The organism is Streptococcus sp. HMSC072D05 (assembly GCF_001815805.1).
Classification (GTDB): domain Bacteria; phylum Bacillota; class Bacilli; order Lactobacillales; family Streptococcaceae; genus Streptococcus.
The window spans coordinates 139,038-160,343 of sequence record NZ_KV822038.1 but is presented as its reverse complement, the minus strand read 5'-3'; the positions used below and the strand labels follow the sequence as shown (position 1 = coordinate 160,343).

16 protein-coding genes and 1 pseudogene are annotated in these 21,306 nt (G+C 41.3%); 4 read left to right on the top strand and 13 right to left on the bottom strand.

The window, feature by feature from the left end; genetic code table 11:
- The 11 genes and pseudogenes from HMPREF3057_RS06570 to HMPREF3057_RS06520 form a co-directional block, all read right to left on the bottom strand.
- The coding region (locus tag HMPREF3057_RS06570; RefSeq protein ID WP_257371013.1) for a glycoside hydrolase family 70 protein at positions 1-4,029 on the bottom strand (4,029 nt) is incomplete at its 3' end.
- A gap of 86 nt (positions 4,030-4,115) precedes the next feature.
- Positions 4,116-4,978 (bottom strand): annotated as a pseudogene (locus tag HMPREF3057_RS06565) (XRE family transcriptional regulator).
- Positions 4,979-5,351: 373 nt separating this feature from the next.
- Entirely contained in the window at positions 5,352-5,906 is a 555-nt protein-coding gene (locus tag HMPREF3057_RS06560) for a DJ-1 family glyoxalase III (protein ID WP_070696937.1), read from the bottom strand.
- A 10-nt stretch (positions 5,907-5,916) separates the two neighbouring features.
- Positions 5,917-7,140: an FtsW/RodA/SpoVE family cell cycle protein gene (locus HMPREF3057_RS06555; protein ID WP_000830418.1), complete on the bottom strand. Its 1,224-nt coding sequence runs from the start codon at positions 7,138-7,140 to the stop codon at positions 5,917-5,919.
- A gap of 5 nt (positions 7,141-7,145) precedes the next feature.
- On the bottom strand, positions 7,146-9,635 hold the full coding sequence (locus HMPREF3057_RS06550; RefSeq protein ID WP_025171825.1) for a bifunctional DnaQ family exonuclease/ATP-dependent helicase: 2,490 nt from the start codon (positions 9,633-9,635) through the stop codon (positions 7,146-7,148).
- 199 nt (positions 9,636-9,834) lie between these two features.
- A complete protein-coding gene (locus tag HMPREF3057_RS06545; protein WP_002875132.1) occupies positions 9,835-10,686 on the bottom strand; it encodes an NAD(P)H-hydrate dehydratase in 852 nt (283 codons plus the stop codon).
- Positions 10,687-10,742: 56 nt separating this feature from the next.
- Positions 10,743-11,516, bottom strand: a complete 774-nt coding sequence (locus HMPREF3057_RS06540; protein ID WP_000673607.1) for an HAD hydrolase family protein — start codon at positions 11,514-11,516, stop codon at positions 10,743-10,745.
- 4 nt (positions 11,517-11,520) lie between these two features.
- The gene (locus HMPREF3057_RS06535) at positions 11,521-12,378 is read right to left on the bottom strand and encodes a bifunctional methylenetetrahydrofolate dehydrogenase/methenyltetrahydrofolate cyclohydrolase (RefSeq protein WP_000057225.1); all 858 of its coding nucleotides are present in this window, start codon (positions 12,376-12,378) and stop codon (positions 11,521-11,523) included.
- A 148-nt stretch (positions 12,379-12,526) separates the two neighbouring features.
- Positions 12,527-12,847: a TfoX/Sxy family protein gene (locus HMPREF3057_RS06530; RefSeq protein ID WP_000168538.1), complete on the bottom strand. Its 321-nt coding sequence runs from the start codon at positions 12,845-12,847 to the stop codon at positions 12,527-12,529.
- 33 nt (positions 12,848-12,880) lie between these two features.
- Entirely contained in the window at positions 12,881-13,615 is a 735-nt protein-coding gene (locus HMPREF3057_RS06525) for an amino acid ABC transporter ATP-binding protein (RefSeq protein WP_000140928.1), read from the bottom strand.
- The gene (locus HMPREF3057_RS06520; RefSeq protein WP_001011622.1) at positions 13,615-14,298 is read right to left on the bottom strand and encodes an amino acid ABC transporter permease; all 684 of its coding nucleotides are present in this window, start codon (positions 14,296-14,298) and stop codon (positions 13,615-13,617) included. Before HMPREF3057_RS06520 ends, HMPREF3057_RS06525 begins: the two co-directional genes overlap by 1 nt.
- 191 nt (positions 14,299-14,489) lie before the next feature.
- Here HMPREF3057_RS06520 and HMPREF3057_RS06515 point away from each other — a divergent pair, with 191 nt between their 5' ends.
- From HMPREF3057_RS06515 to HMPREF3057_RS06500, 4 genes are all read left to right on the top strand, one after another.
- Positions 14,490-14,720: a DUF1797 family protein gene (locus HMPREF3057_RS06515; RefSeq protein WP_000443577.1), complete on the top strand. Its 231-nt coding sequence runs from the start codon at positions 14,490-14,492 to the stop codon at positions 14,718-14,720.
- 237 nt (positions 14,721-14,957) lie between these two features.
- Entirely contained in the window at positions 14,958-17,216 is a 2,259-nt protein-coding gene (locus HMPREF3057_RS06510; protein WP_049478870.1) for an ATP-dependent Clp protease ATP-binding subunit, read from the top strand.
- Positions 17,217-17,346: 130 nt separating this feature from the next.
- The gene (locus HMPREF3057_RS06505) at positions 17,347-17,799 is read left to right on the top strand and encodes an NUDIX hydrolase (protein WP_049478869.1); all 453 of its coding nucleotides are present in this window, start codon (positions 17,347-17,349) and stop codon (positions 17,797-17,799) included.
- Between the two features lie 58 nt (positions 17,800-17,857).
- Positions 17,858-18,157: a DUF1827 family protein gene (locus HMPREF3057_RS06500; RefSeq protein ID WP_000767205.1), complete on the top strand. Its 300-nt coding sequence runs from the start codon at positions 17,858-17,860 to the stop codon at positions 18,155-18,157.
- A gap of 70 nt (positions 18,158-18,227) precedes the next feature.
- On the opposite strand, the gene metK is transcribed toward HMPREF3057_RS06500, so the two are convergent.
- Both metK and HMPREF3057_RS06490 read right to left on the bottom strand, forming a co-directional pair.
- Positions 18,228-19,418 (bottom strand): methionine adenosyltransferase, encoded by a 1,191-nt coding sequence (gene metK / locus HMPREF3057_RS06495; protein ID WP_049478868.1) that lies wholly within the window; start codon positions 19,416-19,418, stop codon positions 18,228-18,230.
- A 286-nt stretch (positions 19,419-19,704) separates the two neighbouring features.
- The gene (locus tag HMPREF3057_RS06490) at positions 19,705-21,084 is read right to left on the bottom strand and encodes a VWA domain-containing protein (RefSeq protein ID WP_000361432.1); all 1,380 of its coding nucleotides are present in this window, start codon (positions 21,082-21,084) and stop codon (positions 19,705-19,707) included.
- Between the last annotated feature and the right edge of the window lie 222 nt (positions 21,085-21,306).

The window sequence follows — 21,306 nt, the reverse complement described above, 5'->3', positions numbered from 1 at the left end:
GATACTCTTATCTGAAAGTGTCACGATTTTACCCTTGACTTGCTTGCCATCTTGGTCAAAGTAAAGTGTTTGTTGACCAATCTTTTGAAGACCTGTCACTGCAACTCCATCTGCTCCGAAATAGTACCAATCACTTGGGTTATCACCTTGAGCAAAACGATTGATAACAGCATTTCCTGAATCCTTGTCAAAGTAACGAAGTTTGCCATCTTTAGCACTCACAATCTTGCCCTTAACCTGATAGCCGTTTTCATCAAAGAATTGCTGTCCATCTCCTATCTTGACAAGACCTCGAGCCATAACGCCCTTGGCATCAAAGTAACGCCAGTTTTGACCATCAGTAGTGTAGTAACGGTTGAGAACTTGGGCACCAGTTTGATCATAGTAGTACTGATTACCATTTTCATCTTCACGGATAGAATCACGAAGTTGAATACCATTCTTCAAGAAATAAACGTGCTTGCCATCAATTTCATGAGCACCTGTTACAAGATAGCCTCGTTTATCGAAGTAATACCAATTTCCATTTTCATCTTGGATAAAGGAATTTTTAGCTTGATAACCACTAGTTGAATAGAACTTAGTACCATTGGCATCACTAACAAATCCTGTGTAAGCATTCTTATTAACTAATTGCTTAGGCAATACTATCTCGCCATTTCTGTTAGTGAGATAGTCGTTGCTAGCCCAGTCTTTAAGAACATAGTAAGCACCACGACCTAAGATATTGGTACCATTGAAGTACTTAGCCGACCACTTGGTAATCTTCTCATCTGTTGTCATCTTTTGACCATTGGAAATCTGTACTCGTTCAAAGATTTCTGGATATTTAGCTTTGAGCTCATCTAAGAAGGCGCCACCGTACTTACCTTGGAAATCAGTTCCATTGGTCTTACTATTAGCTACATAGAGTTTTTCCTTGATTTCTGCACCTTCACGGTAGGTTCCGTAGTTGTTGACACGTGTTGCTGTTACCACTTCCTTACCTGGTAGGTTATAGATTTGGTCTGGTACCCAGTCCGCGATGGCTTGGATATTAACACTGTGAAGCGCACGAAGAGCATTGAGCAAATCTTTTAAAGAACCATATTTATTGTTCTTGCTCATCGCCATATCATAGCGGTCTTCAAAGGCATAACCATTCTGAATGATAGAATCTAAGAAAGTACCGTCTTGGCTAGATACATACTGAGGTGGTAGCTCAAATGAAGTTACTCCCCATTCCTTGAAGAGGTTGACATTTTTAGCAATAACTTTATTGGTATATTGGTCATCGCGGGTTGCAAAGTCTTGGAAGTTAGAAAATCCTTCGTAAATCAACTGAGAATCAAGGGCTGCGCTAGATTCGTAGACCTGACCACTAGCGTTTTTCTTCTTGCTTGCTGTTGTACGAGCATCCTGATCTGCCTTAGCGCCAACTGGTACCCAAACAGCCAGATATCCAGAAACCTGTACATTGCTATAGCCTGCAATATCATTCATATCAAAGGTTAAAATACCATTAGCATCTGTCTTCTTCCAGAGCGATTGCGGCACTTCTTCGTCAGTTAGATAGCGGGAAATGCCATCTTTGGTCGTCAAAAGCACAGGGCGATAGTATTGATTCTTGTGGGCTGCTCCCATATTGACTTGCAGTTTATCCCATTCGTTCAGTTTCAGGTTAGGGTTGTTAGAAGCAATAACAGCCATCCCTTGAGTACGAGTTTCTGCTGTTCCTTCATCTGTTGCTTCATTGGCACCAGTACCGTAGCGCACAGAAGTCAAAATACCATTGTAAGACCATTTATCAGCCTCACGAGGTACACCCATATATGTGACTTTCATGTCTTGTCCACCTGCTACATACTTAATACGAGCACGCAACAAGGCATCGATAGCATCGTGGTAAGGAGATTTTTTCTCCATGTATTGACCATCATCGGTATAGAGGTCACCATAGTAGACCCGAGTGATAGAGTCTTTATTGGAGAGCATGAGGGCATGAGCAGTTGGGATGTTGAACTGCGTATACTTCTTGTCTGCCTTACGCATATCTTCGTTGTAGATCTTGAAGGCTTGCTTGAGTTCATCCATGGTAAAGGTCAAACCATCCGTATTTGGATTGATATTTTCTCGGATGATGTCAGCAATAACAGTTTGTACTTCACTGTCATGAGCCCGAACAAAGATATAGTTAGCCATCCGTTCGCCATTTTTCTTTTCAGAAGAACGGTCATTTAGACTATTTGTAATCGTAGGCTCTACTCCGCTACGGATAGATAGATTACGCATGAATGAATAAAGCAAGGACAAGCGTAGCTTGTTGTCAATTGCTAGTTGAGCACCTTTAGTATCTTTGTTGTAGTCAGGATCGTTATCAGACCAAGCTTCCAAGATAGACAAATGCTTGATAGCTTCTTCTTCACTTTCTCCCACCTTGTAGCGAGACTTGAAGTAGTCAGATGCGATTTGGAGCAAGTCTGCGTTGACATTGTCCACCGCATCGACACGAACTCCATCAAAATTAGCAGTCGGATCATTGGCTACGATGCTTCCAAAGTTCATCATAAAATGCAACCAGTTGAGTTGTTCGGCTTGAACAGCTGGATTAGAGTTGTCAAAGTCGTTAGCGAGCAAGAACTCATAACCACCATTTGACTTGTCAATGAAGTACTTAGGTGTACCTGTTTGACTAGTAGGGGTACGGTTAAGCAGACGGAACTTAGAGTCAGCATGAGGGCTCTTCTCATTATTGGTATAAAGCAAAGCTCCACCCTGCAAGTGGTCCTTTTTAGTACCAGTTGTTTCAGACTCTGTCTTGATATTCCAGTTTGGCTGGGTTTTGACAAAGGCACCCATCAGCGTTCTCAACCATTTGGTATCGCCTTCTTTACCAATTTTTTCCTCAATTTTGCGCTGAACCTGCTGAGAAGCTCCTGTCAGGAGAGCTTGTTCAACTTTGTTTTCAAAAGCACCTGCTCCCAGACCTTGTTGGTTCATATAGTTGAGGTAATTAATCTGAGTACGTTTATCAGGCCACCAAGCCATCAAAAGGGGACGTAAGTCTGTTTCTGTCGAAGCCGTCCATGTTTTTCCATCTTTTAAGATGAACTTTGGACGATACCAGCTATCTGCTGTCAAATAACCGTCTACAGTTTCGATATCCTTGTCAGTCGTACCGTAAAAAGCATTCTTTTGAGAGAATTCATTATTGAGACTGCTGGTTCCTTGTTGGAACTGATATTCATTTGAATCAACTAAGGCACCCGTTTCTGCATCAAAATAAAGTATTCTCCCATTAAGTTCAACTGCAAAGTTCTTTTTAACTGTACCATCGTCCTGAACATAGTAATTTTTACCATCAATGGTCTTAATATGAGATAGGACATCATCATCATGGTCAGCATTTACAGGTGCAGGTTGAGCCTGATCTGCCACCATTCTTTCAGCTATTGCTCCCTGTTTTTGAGCAGGTTCGGGCAAGCGATCTTTCTTTGCAACCTTTGGATTTGCAACAATCTTGTCTTCAACAGCCGTTTTTTCTCGCTTGTCGCCTTCTTGGTCTTGGGCAGTTGTTGGCCTTGCTTGTTTATTCTGGTCTGCTACTTCAGTTTTAGGAGTTTCTGTGATTGCATTAGCAGCTTTAACTTCTTCAGCAACAGCAGCCTTTTCTGTAGATGCTTCTTTCGTATCTGCTGGTTTAGCAGGCTCTTGAGCATTGGTTTGAACTGTTGCTTCTGTATTTTCTGCTGGTTTAGCAGGCTTTTCACTAGCAGCAACATCGTCTGTCACCTTGTCTGCAGGGGTTACTTTTTCTGCTTCTTGCTCAGATGCTATTTTAGCTTGGGCTGGAGTTTGCTGACCCGGACCACTAGTCTGAGCTGTAGCAGGTTCTTGAACTACAACCTGCTTTACATCATCCGCATGGACAACGCCTGATTCTAGACCAAGTACCTTTGGTGCTACAATAAGGGCCAAGGTAGTCAAAGCAATGGCTACCCAGTTTTTCTTAACTTTATGCATCTTATAATGAATCTTTTTCTCCATCATAAAGCCTCCTTCTGAATTTAGTATAAAGTTACGCTCTTATTCTAGTATATTTTTCAAAATGATCATTTTTTGTTGCACATCTACAACTATGAAAGGCAAATTCTTTCAAACTGTTCTTTAAGCTTTTGAGCAACACCAAAGGAATCTAAAAATTCAAAAAAAGATAGGCATTGCTCGATGTCACTGAGAGCATTGGTATTCCCAACCTTGTAGGAGTAAAGAGCCCTATGATACTTAATCAGCGTTCGATCATATAGATCTGTTTCAGGAATTTTAGAGTGGTCGAGATAATTGAGAAACCTCATAGCAACTAGCAGATGGTTTCCTTCGATACAGACGCTAATGACATTAAGTAGCATCTTGATAATACGGCGGCGATTTTCAGGTAGGTTATTATAAAACTGGGTACGATTGATCATCTCACTAGCGAAGGTTTCCAGCGTTTCCAAGGTCATCAAATCAACACTGTTTGTAAAAAGCCAGAGTTCATAACGTCCCCACTCCTCAACAGAAAAGAGATGATCCGTCAGGAATTCAATATCCTTCTTGCTAATCTGAAAATCTGAGCAACAGGAGGACAAGAGGGCCCTGACAATGATTGTATTGAGTTTATAGTTTTTCTTCTCAGGAAACTGTTCGGTCAAAGCTTCTGAGCTTGACAAAATATTTTGGAGCTTGACAACATTGTTTTCCTGATATGCATCAGCTACTTTTTTTGAGAACAGCACATCATCTGAATCAATGTAATTATGGTAAACATACTGAAACTCCTCTAGGGAAACGGCCATATTTTTTAAACAGCAATAAAAAGAATCAAGTGTGATTCCATTGACTCCCCGTTCAAAACGGGATAGCTGAGCCACGGAAATATCACCAGCAGCTACCTCTTTCAGGGACATTTTTTTGATTCTCTAATGACTTTGAATATTTTTCCAAAAGTTTCCAACATATCACTCCCCCAGTTTCGTATATGCAAAAAATTCTTACTAATTTTAATATACTAGTAACACGTTTCAATTACATTACAGAGAAAGTACTTTATATTTCAAATTAATACAAGCAGATTAATTCACACGATAAAGTATCTTAATATAACATTTGTTGAATATTCTATCTTTTTCAAGAATCTATTGATTTCAGTAGAAATCTGAACTATTCTATCTAACAACTTGAAAACACTAACATTTCTAGAGATAGATTTCCTTCTTATGCTAGACAAAGCTTGATTGATTTATAAAAGATTGATATAAAAACGTAAGACAATCATATGAAACATTTTTAGACACGGAGTAAATAAAAAAAACGAGAGCCGAACTCTCGTCTTACTGTTGATTTCCAAAGACATCTCGATAGAGCATGCCGTCTCGTAAACTTTCGGCATCTCCTCCCAATTGCTCTACCAACTCATAGGCAAAGGCAAGGGCAGTTGACGGTCCTCGGCTGGTTGTTAGATTACCATCCACAACCACTGTTTGCTTTTGATAAATTCCGTCAGTAATTTGCTCCTGAACTCCGTCATAACAAGTAAAGTGCTTGCCTTTCAGGACACCTGCTTGATGAAGAGCGATTGGGGCTGCACAGATGGCAGCAATTTTCTTTCCTGCTTGGTCAAAGGCTTTAATCTCAGAAATGAGGGCTGGATTATCCCGTAGGTGAGCTGATCCTGGCATACCTCCTGGAAGAACGACCAAGTCATAGTCGGACAAATCACCATCAAAGATACGGTCGGCTTTTACCTGAATGTCATGTGACCCTGTCACCTGCTCTTCAAATCCTACCATATCACAAGAAATGTTTGCTCGACGCAAGACATCGACTACTGTCAAGGCTTCAATTTCTTCAAAACCTTGGGCTAAAATAACTGCTACTTTTGCCATAGTGGCCTCCTTATTTGATTTGTTTTAGGACGACTTTCTTTCGTTTGAATGAAATCTTCCCACTCTTTTCTTCAGCAAGATTGGTCTGGTAACTCATAGATAAGAGGAGACCAACTCCGATAAGGTTACTAATAATTGCGGACCCCCCTTGAGAGATGAAAGGTAAAGGAATCCCTGTCAGAGGAAGCAAGCCAGTCACTGCGCCAATATTTTCAAATATATGGAAGAGCAGCATCATGATAAAGCCAGTCGAAATATAGGTATAGAACTGGTTATTTGATCTGAGCGTAATCTTCAACATCCGATAGATAAGAAGTAGGTACAAAGCAATGACAAATACTGAACCAATGAAGCCGAAATCTTCCGCAATTACTGTGAAAATCATATCACTCTCGCGTACTGGAATGAGGAGATTGGACACATTGAAACCTTGTCCAAACAAGCCACCACTTCCAATCGCAATTTGTCCCTGCGCCTGTTGATATGTTGTTGTTTGTGCAAAGTCAAAGGGATTGAGCCAAGCCAAGATGCGGTTGATCTGGTAAGTTGGCATCCCAATCTGATGCAAGAAGGCACGTCCATCCTTGCTTATAAAGATGGCCATGAAGCCTGCAACAGCAGTCACTCCTGTCGCAAAAACAGGAATGATAATCTTCCACGAAACACCTGAAAGGAGAACCATACCGGAAAAAATAGCTACGAAGACCAAGGCAGTCCCCAAGTCACTTTGTAGGGCTAAGAGGATCAAGACTGGGATGGTAAAGGCAATCATCCAACCAATCAGTAGGAAATCCAAGGGAATAGTCCGTCGCCATTCCTTGTGTTTTTGAGTGAATCTTACAATGGCTCGAGCCAACATCAAGATATAGGAAATCTTCATGAATTCCGATGGCTGGAAAAGTGTCGTTCCACCAATCGATACCCAGTTCTTGGCACCTGTTGACGCTACAAGATTTGGATTGTAGAAAACAAGAGGTAGGACCATCAAAGCTAGCCCTAGACCATAAAGATAGGGAGTCACCTTCCATAAAAACTCGGTATTAAAGAACATGACCACAAAACCAATGACAAGGCCCAAGGAAATCCATGCGATTTGCTGACCTAGAATTGGTAATACATTATTTGGATAGTCATGACTAACTGCTATATAAATGGCCACTACTCCAATCACCAGTAAACAAAACACTGGTAGGAGGAGGCTATAATCGACTCGAGAGTCGAAGGAACGTTTCATATTTTTTACCTTTTCTCTTTCTTGGATTTTTCTTTCATTCTATTGCAACGAGATTGGAGAAAATCAGCTACAGCAGGCTCTAGCTGTTCTCTAGAAAGAACCTGAACAGCCCTTTCTTTTGACAAGGCCTGAGCGATTTGTTTGCCGTAACGCTTGCTAACGACACGACTATCTAAGATAACAGCAACCGAACCTTGGTCAGATCTTCTAACAGTACGGCCCAGAGCTTGTTTTAGCCGAATGATCGCCATCGGCAACTGATAATCATAGAAAGGATTTTTCCCTTCTTGACGCAGTTCTTGGTTTAATTTTTTGGTTAAAGGCTCTTGGGGATTTTGGAAAGGCAATCTCGGAATCACTTGAATCACGCAAGGATGGGTTGAAAAATCAACCCCTTCCCAGAAACTACCTGTTCCAAGCAAGATCTGGCGTTCGCCCTTTTCAAAACGTTTTTTCAGTTGGCTTGGTTCCCCATTTTTATACTGAGCTAGATGCGGTTGGTCGAGCAGGTCCGAAACTGCCAGCAACATTTCTTTTGAGGTAAACAAGACCAATAAGGGTTCTTGAAAGGCTTGTAAGCTTCGAATGACAGAAGCCACTTCACTAGCATAGTCAAAAGGCGAAACTTCTGTCACAAGAGGAAAGTCATTGACTAGAAAGACTTCTTGTTGCTCCTGCTTTGCTACATCAAGCCTAACAAGTGGAGCTTCTGAAAAGCCCAATAAATCTGCTAGGGAAACCCGATTGCTGATTTCAAGAGTGGCCGATACTCCTAGAAGTCTACAATCTTCTGGCAATAGGTCTGCTAGTATAAAGCGGCCTTTTTTGCTTGAACAAATCAAGACATCCTTGCTCGATTTCTCTGCTGTAGCAAGCCAAAATTCACGGTCCGAGGTGAAAAAGTTTGCAAGCTCTCGATACTCTGGGAGAGCTAACTCCGAAAAATGCTGGCGCAAGTGTTCGAGAGAATCCAACCACTTTCCATTCTTAAGGCCTGACTGATAGTGCTCCATCAAGTAACGACATTCAAAACCTATACTCTCAAGCAAGCGTTTCTGAACCAAATCTTCCTCTGACTCTAAGGACTTTTCAATTTGAGTTACAAGTTCCTCAAGGCGGTAAGCCTGCTGGGCTAGATTTTCAAGGGCTAGCAGCATTTTTTGAGCTTCATCCAAGATCACCAAACGGTTGTCGATAAACTCTGGATTGTCTTCCAAACGTGTGACCAGATAGGCATGATTAGTCAAGAGAACGCGACTGGTCTTGGCCTTTTCCTGCCCTCGTTTCCAAAAATCCTCTGTGGCAAATAAACTTTTCTTTGAAAGCTTGCCATCGTGGACTAGTTCTGGCAGAAAGTGCTGGTAGCGATAAAGTTGCCCGATTTCGTCCAAATCACCAGTCTCTGTCTCCGTTAGCCAGATGAGCAGTTGCATTTTAAATCGTGTGAAAAGACGATTGGACTCCGGTCGATGGAGGACTCGGTGAAAGGCATCCAGTTTCAAGTAATTTTGAGGACCCTTGAGACTATGAATTTCCAGATGGAAGACCTCTTTTAAGCGCTGACCTTCTTCTTGCATGATTTGATTTTGAAGAATTTTGGTCGGAACACTCACTAGAATCCCTGCTTGACTCTCCAAGTTCAAAGCTGGGAGGAGATAACCATAAGTCTTGCCCAGTCCTGTTTGAGCTTGGATAAAGGAAGTCTGGTCTTCTTCCAATAATTGCTCAACCTTCTCCGCAAATTCCATCTGTTGCGGTCGCTCCTCCAGCCCCAATAAAGAAATGTTTTTAGCAAAGTCTTTGGATAACTTTCGTGGGACTAAGCCTTTGCTTTCCTTTTTGAGGAAAAGCCCATGAAACTCCATCAAGTCGGGCGAAGATAAGAGAGATTGTTGCTGATAGGCCTCCTCAATCACAAGATAACTTTCATAGAGAAGGTTGTCTGCAAGGTTTAATAAGCTTTCTAAAAGCCCTTTAGGTAGCTCAAAAAGTTTTTGACGCATGTAAAGCAAGAGTTCTGCTGTCGCCTGAGCATCTGACAGGGCAGTATGGGCATGTTCCAGCTCAATGCCCAACTCTTGACAAAGGATACCTAAGTTATACTTTTCAAACTGAGGATACAGAACTTGGGCTAGCTCAACTGTATCCACCCGCGGTGTACGCAATTCATATCCTTCAAAAAAGAGAAATTCCGCAAGAAGGTTGGCATCAAACTGTACATTGTGCGCAACAAAAATACCGTCCTTAACCAATTCAAAAATTTTTCCAGCCACCTGAGAAAACTCTGGTGCCGCAGCCAAACGCTGATCGGTCAGACCCGTTAATTCTTTGATATGAGAATCCAAGGGTTCATGGGGATTGACATCAGTCGCATACTGATCGATGATGTCACCATTCTCAATCACCACAATGCCTACTTGAATAATTTTTGCCTTGCTTCCGGTGCTGGTCGCCTCTAAATCAACGACCACATACCGATCATTTCTTGCATTCATCATTAAAAATTATATCAAAAAAAGCATGATTTGACACCCCTCAACTTTGATAACAATCTCGCTTTCCTTGCGAGTTTGAGTAAAAATCAAGACCTTAAAAGAGAGAATTTCACGCAAGTTCAGCAGTTGGTCGCTGGTTCTGAGGTATTTGAAAACTTTATCAACAAAGCTACATCAACATAAAAAGACAACCAAGATATTAGCTGCCTTTTTGAGATATTTTTTTCATTGTTTTCGGAAGAGCTTTACTAATTTCTGTTGGCAGGACAAAATAGTTTTCTTGAGCTAGTTCTTGCGCAATAGCTGAATGAAGATAGGTCGCTACCACCACGCTCTCATAGAGACTGACTTGATGAAACTGACCTGCAAAACCTGCAATCATCCCAGCCAGAGTATCTCCCATTCCACCAGTTGCTTGATAGGGGCCTCCAACCTGTAACTGATAATATTCAGGCTGACCGACTTGCCAGATACGAGTTGCCGGACCTTTCTCAACTAAAATCGTTCCTTGAGGAAAATCAGAAAGAGCCCTAGTAGTCGTCTCTGTATTTTGATGGTCAAGAACTATACCAGACAGTCTTTCCCATTCCTTTTGGTGGGGAGTTAGGATGAGCTGACTAGAAGGAAATGGTAACTGGCCGTTTGCTAAGATGCCCAAAGCGCCGCCATCTGCAATCAAAATCTGGTCTTTTCTAAGGCTGTCAAAGACCCTTTTTACGAGTTCTTCTCCAAATGCATCCTCTCGCAAACCCGGACCTAACAAGACAACTTCTGCCTTTTCCAACTGCTCTTTTAACAATTCCTGGTCTTGAAGAGAGAAGGCCATAGCCTCAGGTAAATGACTGTGTAGAGCAAGGATATTTTCCCTATCTGTTCCAACGGTCACCAATCCTGCACCACTTTTTACAGTTGCCAAGGCAGCCATGATGATGGCTCCACCATAAGGATAGGTCCCTCCCAGCAAAAGCAGACGGCCATAGTCTCCTTTATGACTGGTACGAGAACGTTCAATAATGACTTTTTCTAGTAAGGCTTGATCAATCACTTTCATCCTTTTTTCCTCTCTATTCATTATACTATAAAAGGAGGTTCAGACCTCCTTCTACACTATTTTCCCTTAAATTCCGCAAAGGTCTGTAAGATTTTAGCTGCCACTGCTGGAGAAGGTTCTCCTTTTAGCTCTAACGTGTCATCTGCATATGGAGTAAGGCCAGCAAAGTCTCCTATCTGGACTGAATAAAGAGACGTTTTAAACAATTCAATATCGTTTTGGTCATTTCCAAAGGCGATGAAGTTCTCCCCACATAACTTTTCAACAGTTGTCGCCTTATGAGTATCCAAGGGGTTGACATAAAGGCACTTTTCATGCGCATGATAGGAGAGATGAGCCTGCCCCAGTCTTTCTAACTGACCAAGCAAATCATCAAGCAACTCCTCGTGGTCGCCCATATAAACGACTACCTTAATCGGAGTACCCAAGTCCTTGAGTTTCTGATGACGAGCCACCTTTAGGGGATCTACACTGGAGAAAAATGGAATCTTCTCTACAATCTGACCACTATAGTCAAAGCAATCATCTGCAAAAAAAGGGAGATTGTAGGTCTGGCAATAATCCACTAGCGCCTGATAAACTCTAGCATCGAGATTCCTTTCGAAGATAGCCTGCCCCAGATGATAGGCTACGCCACCATTCAATCCTATGACTAAGCGCTGACTGAGTTCAGAACCTAATAAACCCAGGCAATCCCGATAAGAGCGAGCTGAAGCAAATACAATCTCATGCCCATAATCTTCAGCCTTTAAAAGAACCTGCTTAATCTCCTCATCAATGGTCATGTAGTCAAAAGATAGCGTTCCATCCAGGTCAAATACGAATTTCATCTTCCTAGTCCTTGTTTAGTGTTCGAAGCGCTGCCTGATAGGTTTGCTCCATTAGCATGGTAATAGTCATAGGTCCAACTCCGCCCGGTACAGGTGTGATGTGACTAGCAAGTGGTGCAACGGCATCATAATCAACATCTCCACAAAGCTTGCCATTTTCATCTCGGTTCATCCCAACGTCAATGACAACTGCACCTGGTTTGACGAAGTCAGCAGTCACAAACTTGGCGCGACCAATAGCTACGACAAGGATATCCGCCTTAGCAGCAACCTTGGCAAGATGATGGGTGCGTGAGTGGGTCAAAGTCACAGTCGCATTCTTGGCTAGAAGAAGCTGAGCCATGGGTTTTCCAACGATATTTGAACGACCGATAACAACCGCATTTTTACCTTCTAGATCAATCCCATATTCATGAAACATCTCCATAATTCCTGCTGGCGTTGAAGGAATCATAACTGGATGACCAGACCAGAGGCGACCCATGTTTAGAGGATGAAAACCATCCACGTCTTTTTCGGGGTCAATGGCTAATAAAACCGCCTCTTCGTCAATATGTTTTGGCAAAGGTAATTGAACCAAAATCCCATGCCAAGCTGGATCTTGATTGTATTTGGCAATCAAGTCTAACAATTCCGCTTGGGTAATGGTCTCTGGAACTCGCACGACTTCACTACGGAAGCCAGCAGCGAGAGCTGACCGTTCCTTATTGCGAACGTAGACTTGGCTGGCAGGATTGTCCCCCACCAAAATCACTACCAATCCTGGAACTAGACCTGTTTCTTCTTTTAGTTTAGCCGTCTTCTCAGCCAACTGTCCTTGTAACTTAGCCGCAAGAGCCTTCCCATCGATAATCTGAGCCATATCTCTTCTCTTTTCTATCAAATATCCTCTATTATATCAAAAAATAACTCGCCATCCTAACACTTCTTGCCTAATGGACCCTATAGTCTGAAACTATAAGAAAAAGCCCTTATCGAGCTTTTATGCCTATTTATACTAGGTAAACTTGTTATGCTTTCTTTTTGACTTTTGGAGCCGGTAAGACTTCATACATCTCCTTGATTAATCTGATTAGACATGATTTATCTTCAATGTCTTCTATCAAAATCATCTCCTTAGCTCCTTCATAAGGACGTTCAAGCCTAGTCTGTCCCAGTTGATCCATGACCAGCTTCACAGGCTTCAGTAACAGACGATTATCATAGATTCCCCCAATAATCTTCCCACGATAATAAAGGATATACTCTCCCATCATTGGACGATAACTCATCTCCTCTAGCTCTGATAGCTGTTCGAGAATAAAATTTAAATATTCTTTACTGGAAGCCATGATGCCTACTCCATTTCTTCTAAAAATGAGGTATTACAAAACCTTACTCAAAAATTCCTTGGTCCGTTGTTCTTTTGTTTGATCGAAAATCTCCTCTGGTGTTCCATCTTCGACAACAACTCCATCCGCCATAAAGATAACACGGTCTGCTACCTCACGCGCAAAGCCCATTTCATGAGTCACAATCACCATGGTCATCCCTGACTTGGCAAGGTCTTGCATAACAGCTAGAACTTCTCCAACCATCTCAGGGTCTAGGGCTGAAGTCGGCTCATCAAAGAGCAAAACATCTGGCTCCATTGCCAGTCCACGTGCGATAGCAATCCGTTGTTGCTGACCACCTGACAAACTCTGTGGATAGGTCGTTGCCTTATCTGGCAAGCCAACTTTTTCTAACAGTTCCTGTGCTCTTTTCTTCGCAACTTCCTTGCTTTCACCTTTGGTTTTAATTGGTGACAAAGTGATATTTTCCATCACTGTCATATTGGGAAAGAGGTTGAATTGTTGGAATACCATACCCATCTTTTCACGCATGGTAAAAAGGTCATTTTTCTTATCCGTAATATCGACTCCTTCAAAGATAACCTTACCTTTACTTGCTTCTTCAAGGAGATTCATCGAACGAAGGAGAGTTGATTTCCCGCTACCTGACGGACCGATAATGACCACAACTTCTCCACGTTTAATCTCAAGATTGATGCCTTTTAAAACTTCATTTTTCCCAAAAGACTTATGTAATTCTTCAATTTTAATCAAGGTTTCTGTCATTATTTCTTGTCTCCTTGTCCAATATGTTTTTCAAATGCTTTCAACGCTACTGTCAAAACAGAGGTCATAATCAAGTAGTAAAAGGCTGCAAATAAAAGTGGAGTCAATGGTAAATAAGTTGTTGTTGCTACTGTCGTTGCACCATTCCACAACTCCATCACCCCAATCGCCGACAAGAGGGAACTATCCTTGATAATGGTGATAAATTCATTTCCTAGAGCTGGAAGAATATTTTTGATAGCTTGTGGCAAAATGACATAACGCATGGCATTTTTCGGACGAATACCAAGAGAGTAAGCAGCCTCTAACTGCCCTTTAGGAACCGCATTGATCCCCGCACGAACAGTTTCTGAAACGTAAGCTCCACTATTCATAGAAATAATCAGAATACCAGGAATCAAACGAGAAAGATCAACTCCTAAAATTCCCACTTGGATAGTCGGAGCATTGATATGCATAAGAGCAAAGGCAATCATAATCTGAACCATCATCGGAGTACCACGGAAGATCCAAACATACACATTCGCAAACCAAACGAGCGGTTTAAAGCGTGATCGCTGAGCAAAGGCCAGTAACACACCTATAATGGTCCCTAAGCAGACAACAAGGATGGAAATCAATACGGTAATCAGAGCACCATAGTTAAAATATGGTAAATACTTTGGTAAAAAAGAAAAATTCATATTCAATCAACTTTCTATGTATTAGATTGTATGATTATAACATGAATTGAATTAAAATTCAATCCTTTTTCCCTAATTTTAACAATTAACTTGATAGAATGGAGAAATAGAGAGAAATCACAGTTTTTTTCTAGTCAACTACCTCTTGTTTATGGTAAAATAGAAACGATAAGAAATGGAGGAGAATCAAAATGGAATCACATTTGGTTAGAATCATTAACCGCCTAGAAGCAATGACAAAAGATGGTGGAAATCTAAAACGTAATTTTGAACGTGAAGGTGTTGTTGTCGCAGAAGTTGCATACAGCCACGACGAAGAAAATGGATCACTCTTCACCCTTCGCGATGTAGAAGCTCGTGAAACTTATACCTTTGATAGCATTGATTTGATTGCAATGGAGATCTACGAACTCCTTTACTAATATAAAAACAACGGGCAGTAAGGCCCGATAAATGAGAATCCTTTTTGTCACCACAAATGGGATTTTTTCTTACCTTCAATGTCGCTGGATTCTCCATGAATCCCTCTTTTAAAAACGACCACTTCCCAATCTTTTTACTTGCTTTACACCTTAATCATGCTATAATGAGAGTATAAAACTTTGACTATTCTTGACCTTTTTCTTAGACCAAGAATAAGAATGAAATGAGGTAGATGTATGCTCTGTCAAAACTGTAAAATAAACGACTCAACAATTCATCTGTATACCAATATCAATGGACAGCAAAAGCAAATTGATCTCTGTCAAAATTGCTATAAAATTATCAAAACAGATCCAAATAATACCCTCTTTAAAGGAATGACTGACTTAAATAATCATGACTTTGATCCTTTCGGCGACTTTTTCAATGATTTGAACAATTTCAAACCTTCTTCTAATAACGTCCCTCCAACTCAATCTGGTGGGGGATATGGAGGAAATGGTGGTTATGGACCTCAAAACCGAGGCCCGCTTCAAACACCTCCTAGCCAAGAAAAAGGACTCCTAGAGGAATATGGTATCAATATTACTGAGATTGCTCGTCGGGGAGATATTGACCCTGTTATCGGTCGAGATGAGGAGATTATCCGCGTTATCGAAATCCTCAACCGTCGAACCAAGAACAATCCTGTCCTCATCGGAGAACCGGGTGTTGGTAAAACAGCCGTTGTGGAAGGTCTAGCTCAGAAGATTGTCGATGGCGATGTTCCCCATAAACTTCAAGGCAAGCAGGTCATCCGTCTGGATGTGGTCAGTCTAGTCCAAGGAACAGGGATTCGAGGCCAATTTGAAGAACGTATGCAAAAACTCATGGAAGAAATCCGCAAACGTGAGGACATCATCCTCTTTATCGATGAAATCCATGAAATTGTTGGTGCAGGATCTGCTGGCGATGGCAATATGGATGCAGGAAATATCCTCAAACCAGCCCTTGCCCGTGGTGAATTGCAAATGGTCGGAGCCACTACTCTCAATGAATACCGCATCATTGAAAAAGATGCTGCCCTAGAGCGTCGTATGCAGCCCGTCAAGGTAGATGAACCAACTGTTGAAGAAACCATTATCATCCTCAAAGGGGTTCAAAAGAAATACGAAGACTACCATCACGTCAAGTATACTGATGCGGCTATAGAAGCTGCTGCAAATCTATCCAATCGCTATATCCAAGACCGCTTCTTGCCAGACAAGGCTATTGACCTGTTGGATGAAGCTGGTTCTAAGATGAATCTGACACTGAACTTTGTTGATCCTAAAGTGATTGATCAGCGCTTGATTGAGGCTGAAAATCTCAAGGCTCAAGCTACACGAGAGGAAGATTTTGAAAAGGCTGCTTATTTCCGCGATCAGATTGCCAAGTACAAGGAAATGCAGAAAAACAAGGTGACCGATCAGGATACTCCAATCATCAGCGAGAAAACAATCGAACATATCATTGAGCAGAAAACCAATATCCCTGTTGGAGAACTCAAAGAAAAAGAACAGTCTCAGCTTATCCATCTAGCAGACGACCTCAAGGCCCATGTTATAGGTCAAGATGAAGCTGTCGATAAGATTGCCAAAGCCATCCGTCGTAATCGTGTTGGACTTGGAACTCCTAACCGGCCAATCGGAAGCTTCCTCTTTGTCGGACCAACTGGTGTCGGTAAGACAGAACTCTCTAAACAACTAGCCATTGAGCTCTTTGGCTCTGCTGACAGCATGATTCGCTTTGATATGAGTGAATACATGGAAAAACACAGTGTGGCTAAATTAGTCGGTGCCCCTCCAGGTTATGTTGGCTATGATGAAGCTGGTCAGTTAACGGAAAAAGTTCGTCGCAATCCTTACTCACTCATCCTTCTCGATGAGGTCGAGAAAGCCCACCCAGATGTCATGCACATGTTCCTTCAAGTCTTGGACGATGGTCGTTTGACTGATGGGCAAGGACGCACAGTTAGCTTTAAGGATGCTATCATTATCATGACCTCAAATGCGGGTACTGGTAAGGCCGAAGCCAGCGTTGGTTTTGGAGCTGCTCGTGAAGGACGTACCAACTCTGTTCTCGGTGAACTCGGTAACTTCTTTAGTCCAGAGTTTATGAACCGTTTTGACGGCATCATCGAATTTAAACCTCTCAGCAAGGACAACCTTCTCCAAATCGTCGAACTCATGCTAGCGGATGTCAATAAACGCCTCTCTAGCAACAATATCCACCTCGATGTGACAGACAAGGTCAAGGAAAAGTTGGTTGACTTAGGTTATGATCCAAAAATGGGGGCACGCCCACTCCGCCGTACCATTCAAGACCATATCGAGGATGCCATAACAGACTTCTACCTTGAAAATCCAAGTGAAAAAGACCTCAAGGCAGTTATGACAAGCAATGGCAATATTCAAATCAAATCTGCCAAAAAAACTGAGAAAACAGAAGAGATTGCTTCTGAAATAGAAGAATAAATCTATATAACAAGTGCAGAAAGTCTATCATTTTCTGCACCTTTTTTACTAAAATAAATGTAAAACCTTGACAGCTTGCCCCTCGTCCATTATGATAATAATAAAGACACTAGAGAATGAGGAAAAAGCAATGGCAAACCCAACTTATGGTGATAAAAAAGAGAATGTGACCTACCAGCCCCGCTATGGTGTGTACGCAGTTATTCCGGATGCGGAGAAAAAACAAATTGTCTTAGTTCAAGCTCCCAATGGTGCTTGGTTCTTGCCAGGTGGAGAGATTGAAGCAGGCGAAGATCATCAAGAAGCACTGAAGAGAGAACTAATCGAAGAACTTGGCTTTACAGCTGAGATTGGAACCTATTATGGACAAGCTGATGAGTATTTCTACTCTCGCCACCGTGATACCTACTACTACAATCCAGCGTATCTCTATGAAGCTATTTCTTTCAAAGAAGCACAAAAACCATTGGAAGATTTCAATCATATTGCTTGGTTCCCTATTGATGAAGCAATTGAAAAACTCAAACGTGGTAGCCATAAATGGGGAATTGAAGCTTGGAAAATCCAGCATGGAATTGGCTAAAATACACGATTTTATCCAAAAAGTGCTATAATAGAATTAGAAAATCGGAGGAACTGTTATGAAGCTTATCAACACGACTAATTCACACTCGCAACTTGTTAAAAGCCAATTAGAAAGCACAGACGCAACTCTTGTCGAGGTCTATTCTGCTGGAAACACAGATGTAGTTTTCACGCAAGCCCCGCTTCACTATGAAATCCTCATTTCCAACAAACACCGTGCTATTCGTGAACCTGAAATCGAAACTATCCAAGACTTCTTCTTAAAACGTAAAATCGACAAAGGAAGCATTGATGAAGCCAATATCAAGACGCTTTATTCAGATAAATTGATTGAGATTTCAATCCCTATAAAATAAGAAGACCAGCCAAAAGCTGGTTTTCTTTTGCAAAAAAGATTGGCAGTGCACAGCTACCAATCTTTTAGTTTTATTTCACAGCTTCTTTTAATGCATCTACCTTATCCAAACGTTCCCATGGAAGGTCAATATCTGTACGTCCCATGTGTCCATAAGCCGCTGTTTGACGGTAAATTGGACGTTTGAGATCCAGCATTTGGATAATTCCCGCAGGGCGAAGGTCAAAGATTTGACGCGCTGCTTTTTCAAGCTTGCTTTCAGCTACTGTTCCTGTACCAAAAGTATCGATACGAACAGAAACAGGTTGCGCCACCCCGATAGCATAAGCCAATTGCACTTCTGCCTTCTTAGCAAGACCTGCTGCAACGATGTTCTTGGCAATGTAGCGAGCTGCATAAGAGGCTGAACGGTCCACTTTCGTCGCATCCTTACCAGAGAAGGCACCACCACCATGACGAGAGTAGCCACCATAGGTATCCACGATAATCTTACGACCAGTCAAACCTGAGTCCCCTTGAGGTCCACCGATTACAAAGCGACCAGTTGGATTGATGAAGAATTTGGTTTGCTCATCCAAGTAAGAAGCTGGGATCACCTCTTTGATAACCTTGTTAATCACATCATTGTGAATTTGTTCATTGCTAACTTCTGGATCGTGCTGAGTTGAAATAACGACTGTGTCCACACGTACCGGACGGTCATTTTCATCATACTCAACTGTTACTTGTGATTTGGCATCAGGACGAAGATAGCTAATTTCACCAGACTTACGAAGTTCTGCCAAACGACGAACCAACTTGTGACTAAGTGAGATTGGTAAAGGCATGAGTTCTTCTGTCTCATCCACTGCAAACCCAAACATAAGACCTTGGTCACCAGCACCAATCAAGTCCAGCGGATCTTGATCTACATTCCCACGAACCTCCAAGGCTTCGTTAACACCTTGGGCGATATCTGGTGACTGCTCAACAAGTGACGGATGAACTCCCACCGTCTCTGCAGAAAAACCATACTCTGTATTGGTATAACCAATCTCTGCAATGGTATCACGAACCACTCGGTTAATATCTACATAAGCATGTGTAGAAATTTCACCAAAAACATGGACCGAACCTGTGTATACAGCTGTCTCGGCAGCAACGTGCGCCTCAGGATCTTTAGCTAAAATAGCATCCAAAATCGCATCTGAAATTTGGTCTGCAATCTTATCCGGATGCCCCTCAGATACAGATTCAGACGTGAATAATTTACGTTCTGACATAAAAATGTCCCCCCTTAAAAAATATTGTTATAGAGTTACAAAGTACTGATAGAAATTTCTACCATCTTATCGGGACTATATAACCTTATCATTATACCACTTTTTACTTTTTTTTGCAGTATTTTCTCGAAATCGAAAAAAGAACCTTACGGCTCTTTTCTCATCATAAAAATTCGGCTTGTACTCCATAATACAGAAGATTATACCTATGCTAATCTGCATACTTTGTTTACAAACTACCTATTTTTTTATCACAATGTTCTTACAAACAATCTTCCAGTTAGGCTTACTGTTCCTTAGACTTTCTATTGCTTACAGTTAAGCCAAGTCCAGCCATTAGGAGGCCAAGTCCTACAATACCATAGTTCGCTGTATCATTACTTCCTGTATCAGGGAGTTTCGCCACTTCTTTTTTATAAGCTGTAGCTACTGGAACTGTGGTAGTTGGAGTCGCACTTCCTGTCTGAGCAACAGGTAGTGTTGTACGACGTTCTAGGTAAAATTGGTAATTATCTTTCGTTACCTTGTAATTGTGTCCTTCAGTCACAGTTTCAACAATCCATGTAGTTGCATCCTTAGTTAAAGAATCAGCCAAGTTACGATTAATATTCATTAATCGACCTTCAGATACAAAATCTTTATAGCTAATATCGGTCCCTGTCGAAGTTGCAACAATTCTTTCGATTTTTGCGGCTTTCAAAGACGCAAGAGTATTCGCCATCGTTGGAATTGAAGGATCCTCCTTCATTGGAGCATCTGTCAACAATACGACAAACTTTTTATTTTTAGGTGACTTAGACCAGTCGTAGGTTGAAACAATTTGTGTAAGAGTAGGTGTAGATGTTTCAGGGAAGTCTCCACCATGTGCAAGCTTAATGCCTGCTAAGGCTTTTTCAAGCTCAGCTGGGTCAGAGGTAAAATAAGATTCATTAAATTTTGTTAAAATTGTACCCTCATCTGCTAATCCACCTATACGTCCATATACTTCATCACTAAAGGTAGCTAATCCAAAACGTGCTGCTACTCCATCTTTAGCAAGATTTCTTGCAAACTCATTGATATTGTTACGGACAGTGTCAATAGTTCGAGACATAGATGCTGAACGGTCAACAACAAAAACGATATCGGCAGAGTTAGATTTTGAAATCGTTCTTGTCGCTTTCTTGATTTCGACTGTAGTTGTTTTATCAACACGTTCATATTGGGTATAAGAATTTCCATCTTCATCTTTCCCACTCACTGTACTCTCAGTTGTTTCAGTCTTTGGAGCAGGAAGTTCTTCACTTTTTACAGGTGCCACTTCTGTCTTTGTGACTTCAACTGTTGCAGTTTCTTCATGAATCTTTTGATCACCTTCTTGGCGTTCTTTCACGTCAATAGGTGAAACCTTCTTAGAAACATCAACAAGTTCTCCAGGTTTTGCATCTGATTGGTTAACGACTGGTTTCGCCTCATCAGCTTTAATTTCTGCTACAGCAGCTTCGACTGCCGATTTATTTGCTTCGGTTTTCTTTACTGTTTCAGCTGAAGTAGATGCCGGTTGTGTTGTTTCATCTGCAGACACTTGTCCGACCTGAGCAAAAGCAAACAAAATTGCTACAGAAGCCAACCCAACTTTCATTTTACGGAATGAAAAACGTTGTTGTTTCATAAATGATTTATCCATAGAAGTCCCCTTTTCTTTTCACGGATCAAATGATATAATCCGATTGTTTTATAGTATGATAACACAATTTTGTATAGTTTTCAATTTTTTTCCTTATGATTTCAATAAAATATTGCTCTAAAAAAGGTTTTAAAGCAATTACTGTTTTATAAATCAAATTATTTAAAATATATAATTATTATCTCCTTTGAATATTTCCGGAAATAAAAACTCAGTAGAATC

Coding starts and splice junctions, on each gene's coding strand:
- HMPREF3057_RS06560 (WP_070696937.1), bottom strand. CDS start 5,906: ATGGCAAAAGTAGCAGTTATTTTAGCCCAAGGTTTTGAAGAAATTGAA.
- HMPREF3057_RS06555 (WP_000830418.1), bottom strand. CDS start 7,140: ATGAAACGTTCCTTCGACTCTCGAGTCGATTATAGCCTCCTCCTACCA.
- HMPREF3057_RS06550 (WP_025171825.1), bottom strand. CDS start 9,635: ATGAATGCAAGAAATGATCGGTATGTGGTCGTTGATTTAGAGGCGACC.
- HMPREF3057_RS06545 (WP_002875132.1), bottom strand. CDS start 10,686: ATGAAAGTGATTGATCAAGCCTTACTAGAAAAAGTCATTATTGAACGT.
- HMPREF3057_RS06540 (WP_000673607.1), bottom strand. CDS start 11,516: ATGAAATTCGTATTTGACCTGGATGGAACGCTATCTTTTGACTACATG.
- HMPREF3057_RS06535 (WP_000057225.1), bottom strand. CDS start 12,378: ATGGCTCAGATTATCGATGGGAAGGCTCTTGCGGCTAAGTTACAAGGA.
- HMPREF3057_RS06530 (WP_000168538.1), bottom strand. CDS start 12,847: ATGGCTTCCAGTAAAGAATATTTAAATTTTATTCTCGAACAGCTATCA.
- HMPREF3057_RS06525 (WP_000140928.1), bottom strand. CDS start 13,615: ATGACAGAAACCTTGATTAAAATTGAAGAATTACATAAGTCTTTTGGG.
- HMPREF3057_RS06520 (WP_001011622.1), bottom strand. CDS start 14,298: ATGAATTTTTCTTTTTTACCAAAGTATTTACCATATTTTAACTATGGT.
- HMPREF3057_RS06515 (WP_000443577.1), top strand. CDS start 14,490: ATGGAATCACATTTGGTTAGAATCATTAACCGCCTAGAAGCAATGACA.
- HMPREF3057_RS06510 (WP_049478870.1), top strand. CDS start 14,958: ATGCTCTGTCAAAACTGTAAAATAAACGACTCAACAATTCATCTGTAT.
- HMPREF3057_RS06505 (WP_049478869.1), top strand. CDS start 17,347: ATGGCAAACCCAACTTATGGTGATAAAAAAGAGAATGTGACCTACCAG.
- HMPREF3057_RS06500 (WP_000767205.1), top strand. CDS start 17,858: ATGAAGCTTATCAACACGACTAATTCACACTCGCAACTTGTTAAAAGC.
- metK (WP_049478868.1), bottom strand. CDS start 19,418: ATGTCAGAACGTAAATTATTCACGTCTGAATCTGTATCTGAGGGGCAT.
- HMPREF3057_RS06490 (WP_000361432.1), bottom strand. CDS start 21,084: ATGGATAAATCATTTATGAAACAACAACGTTTTTCATTCCGTAAAATG.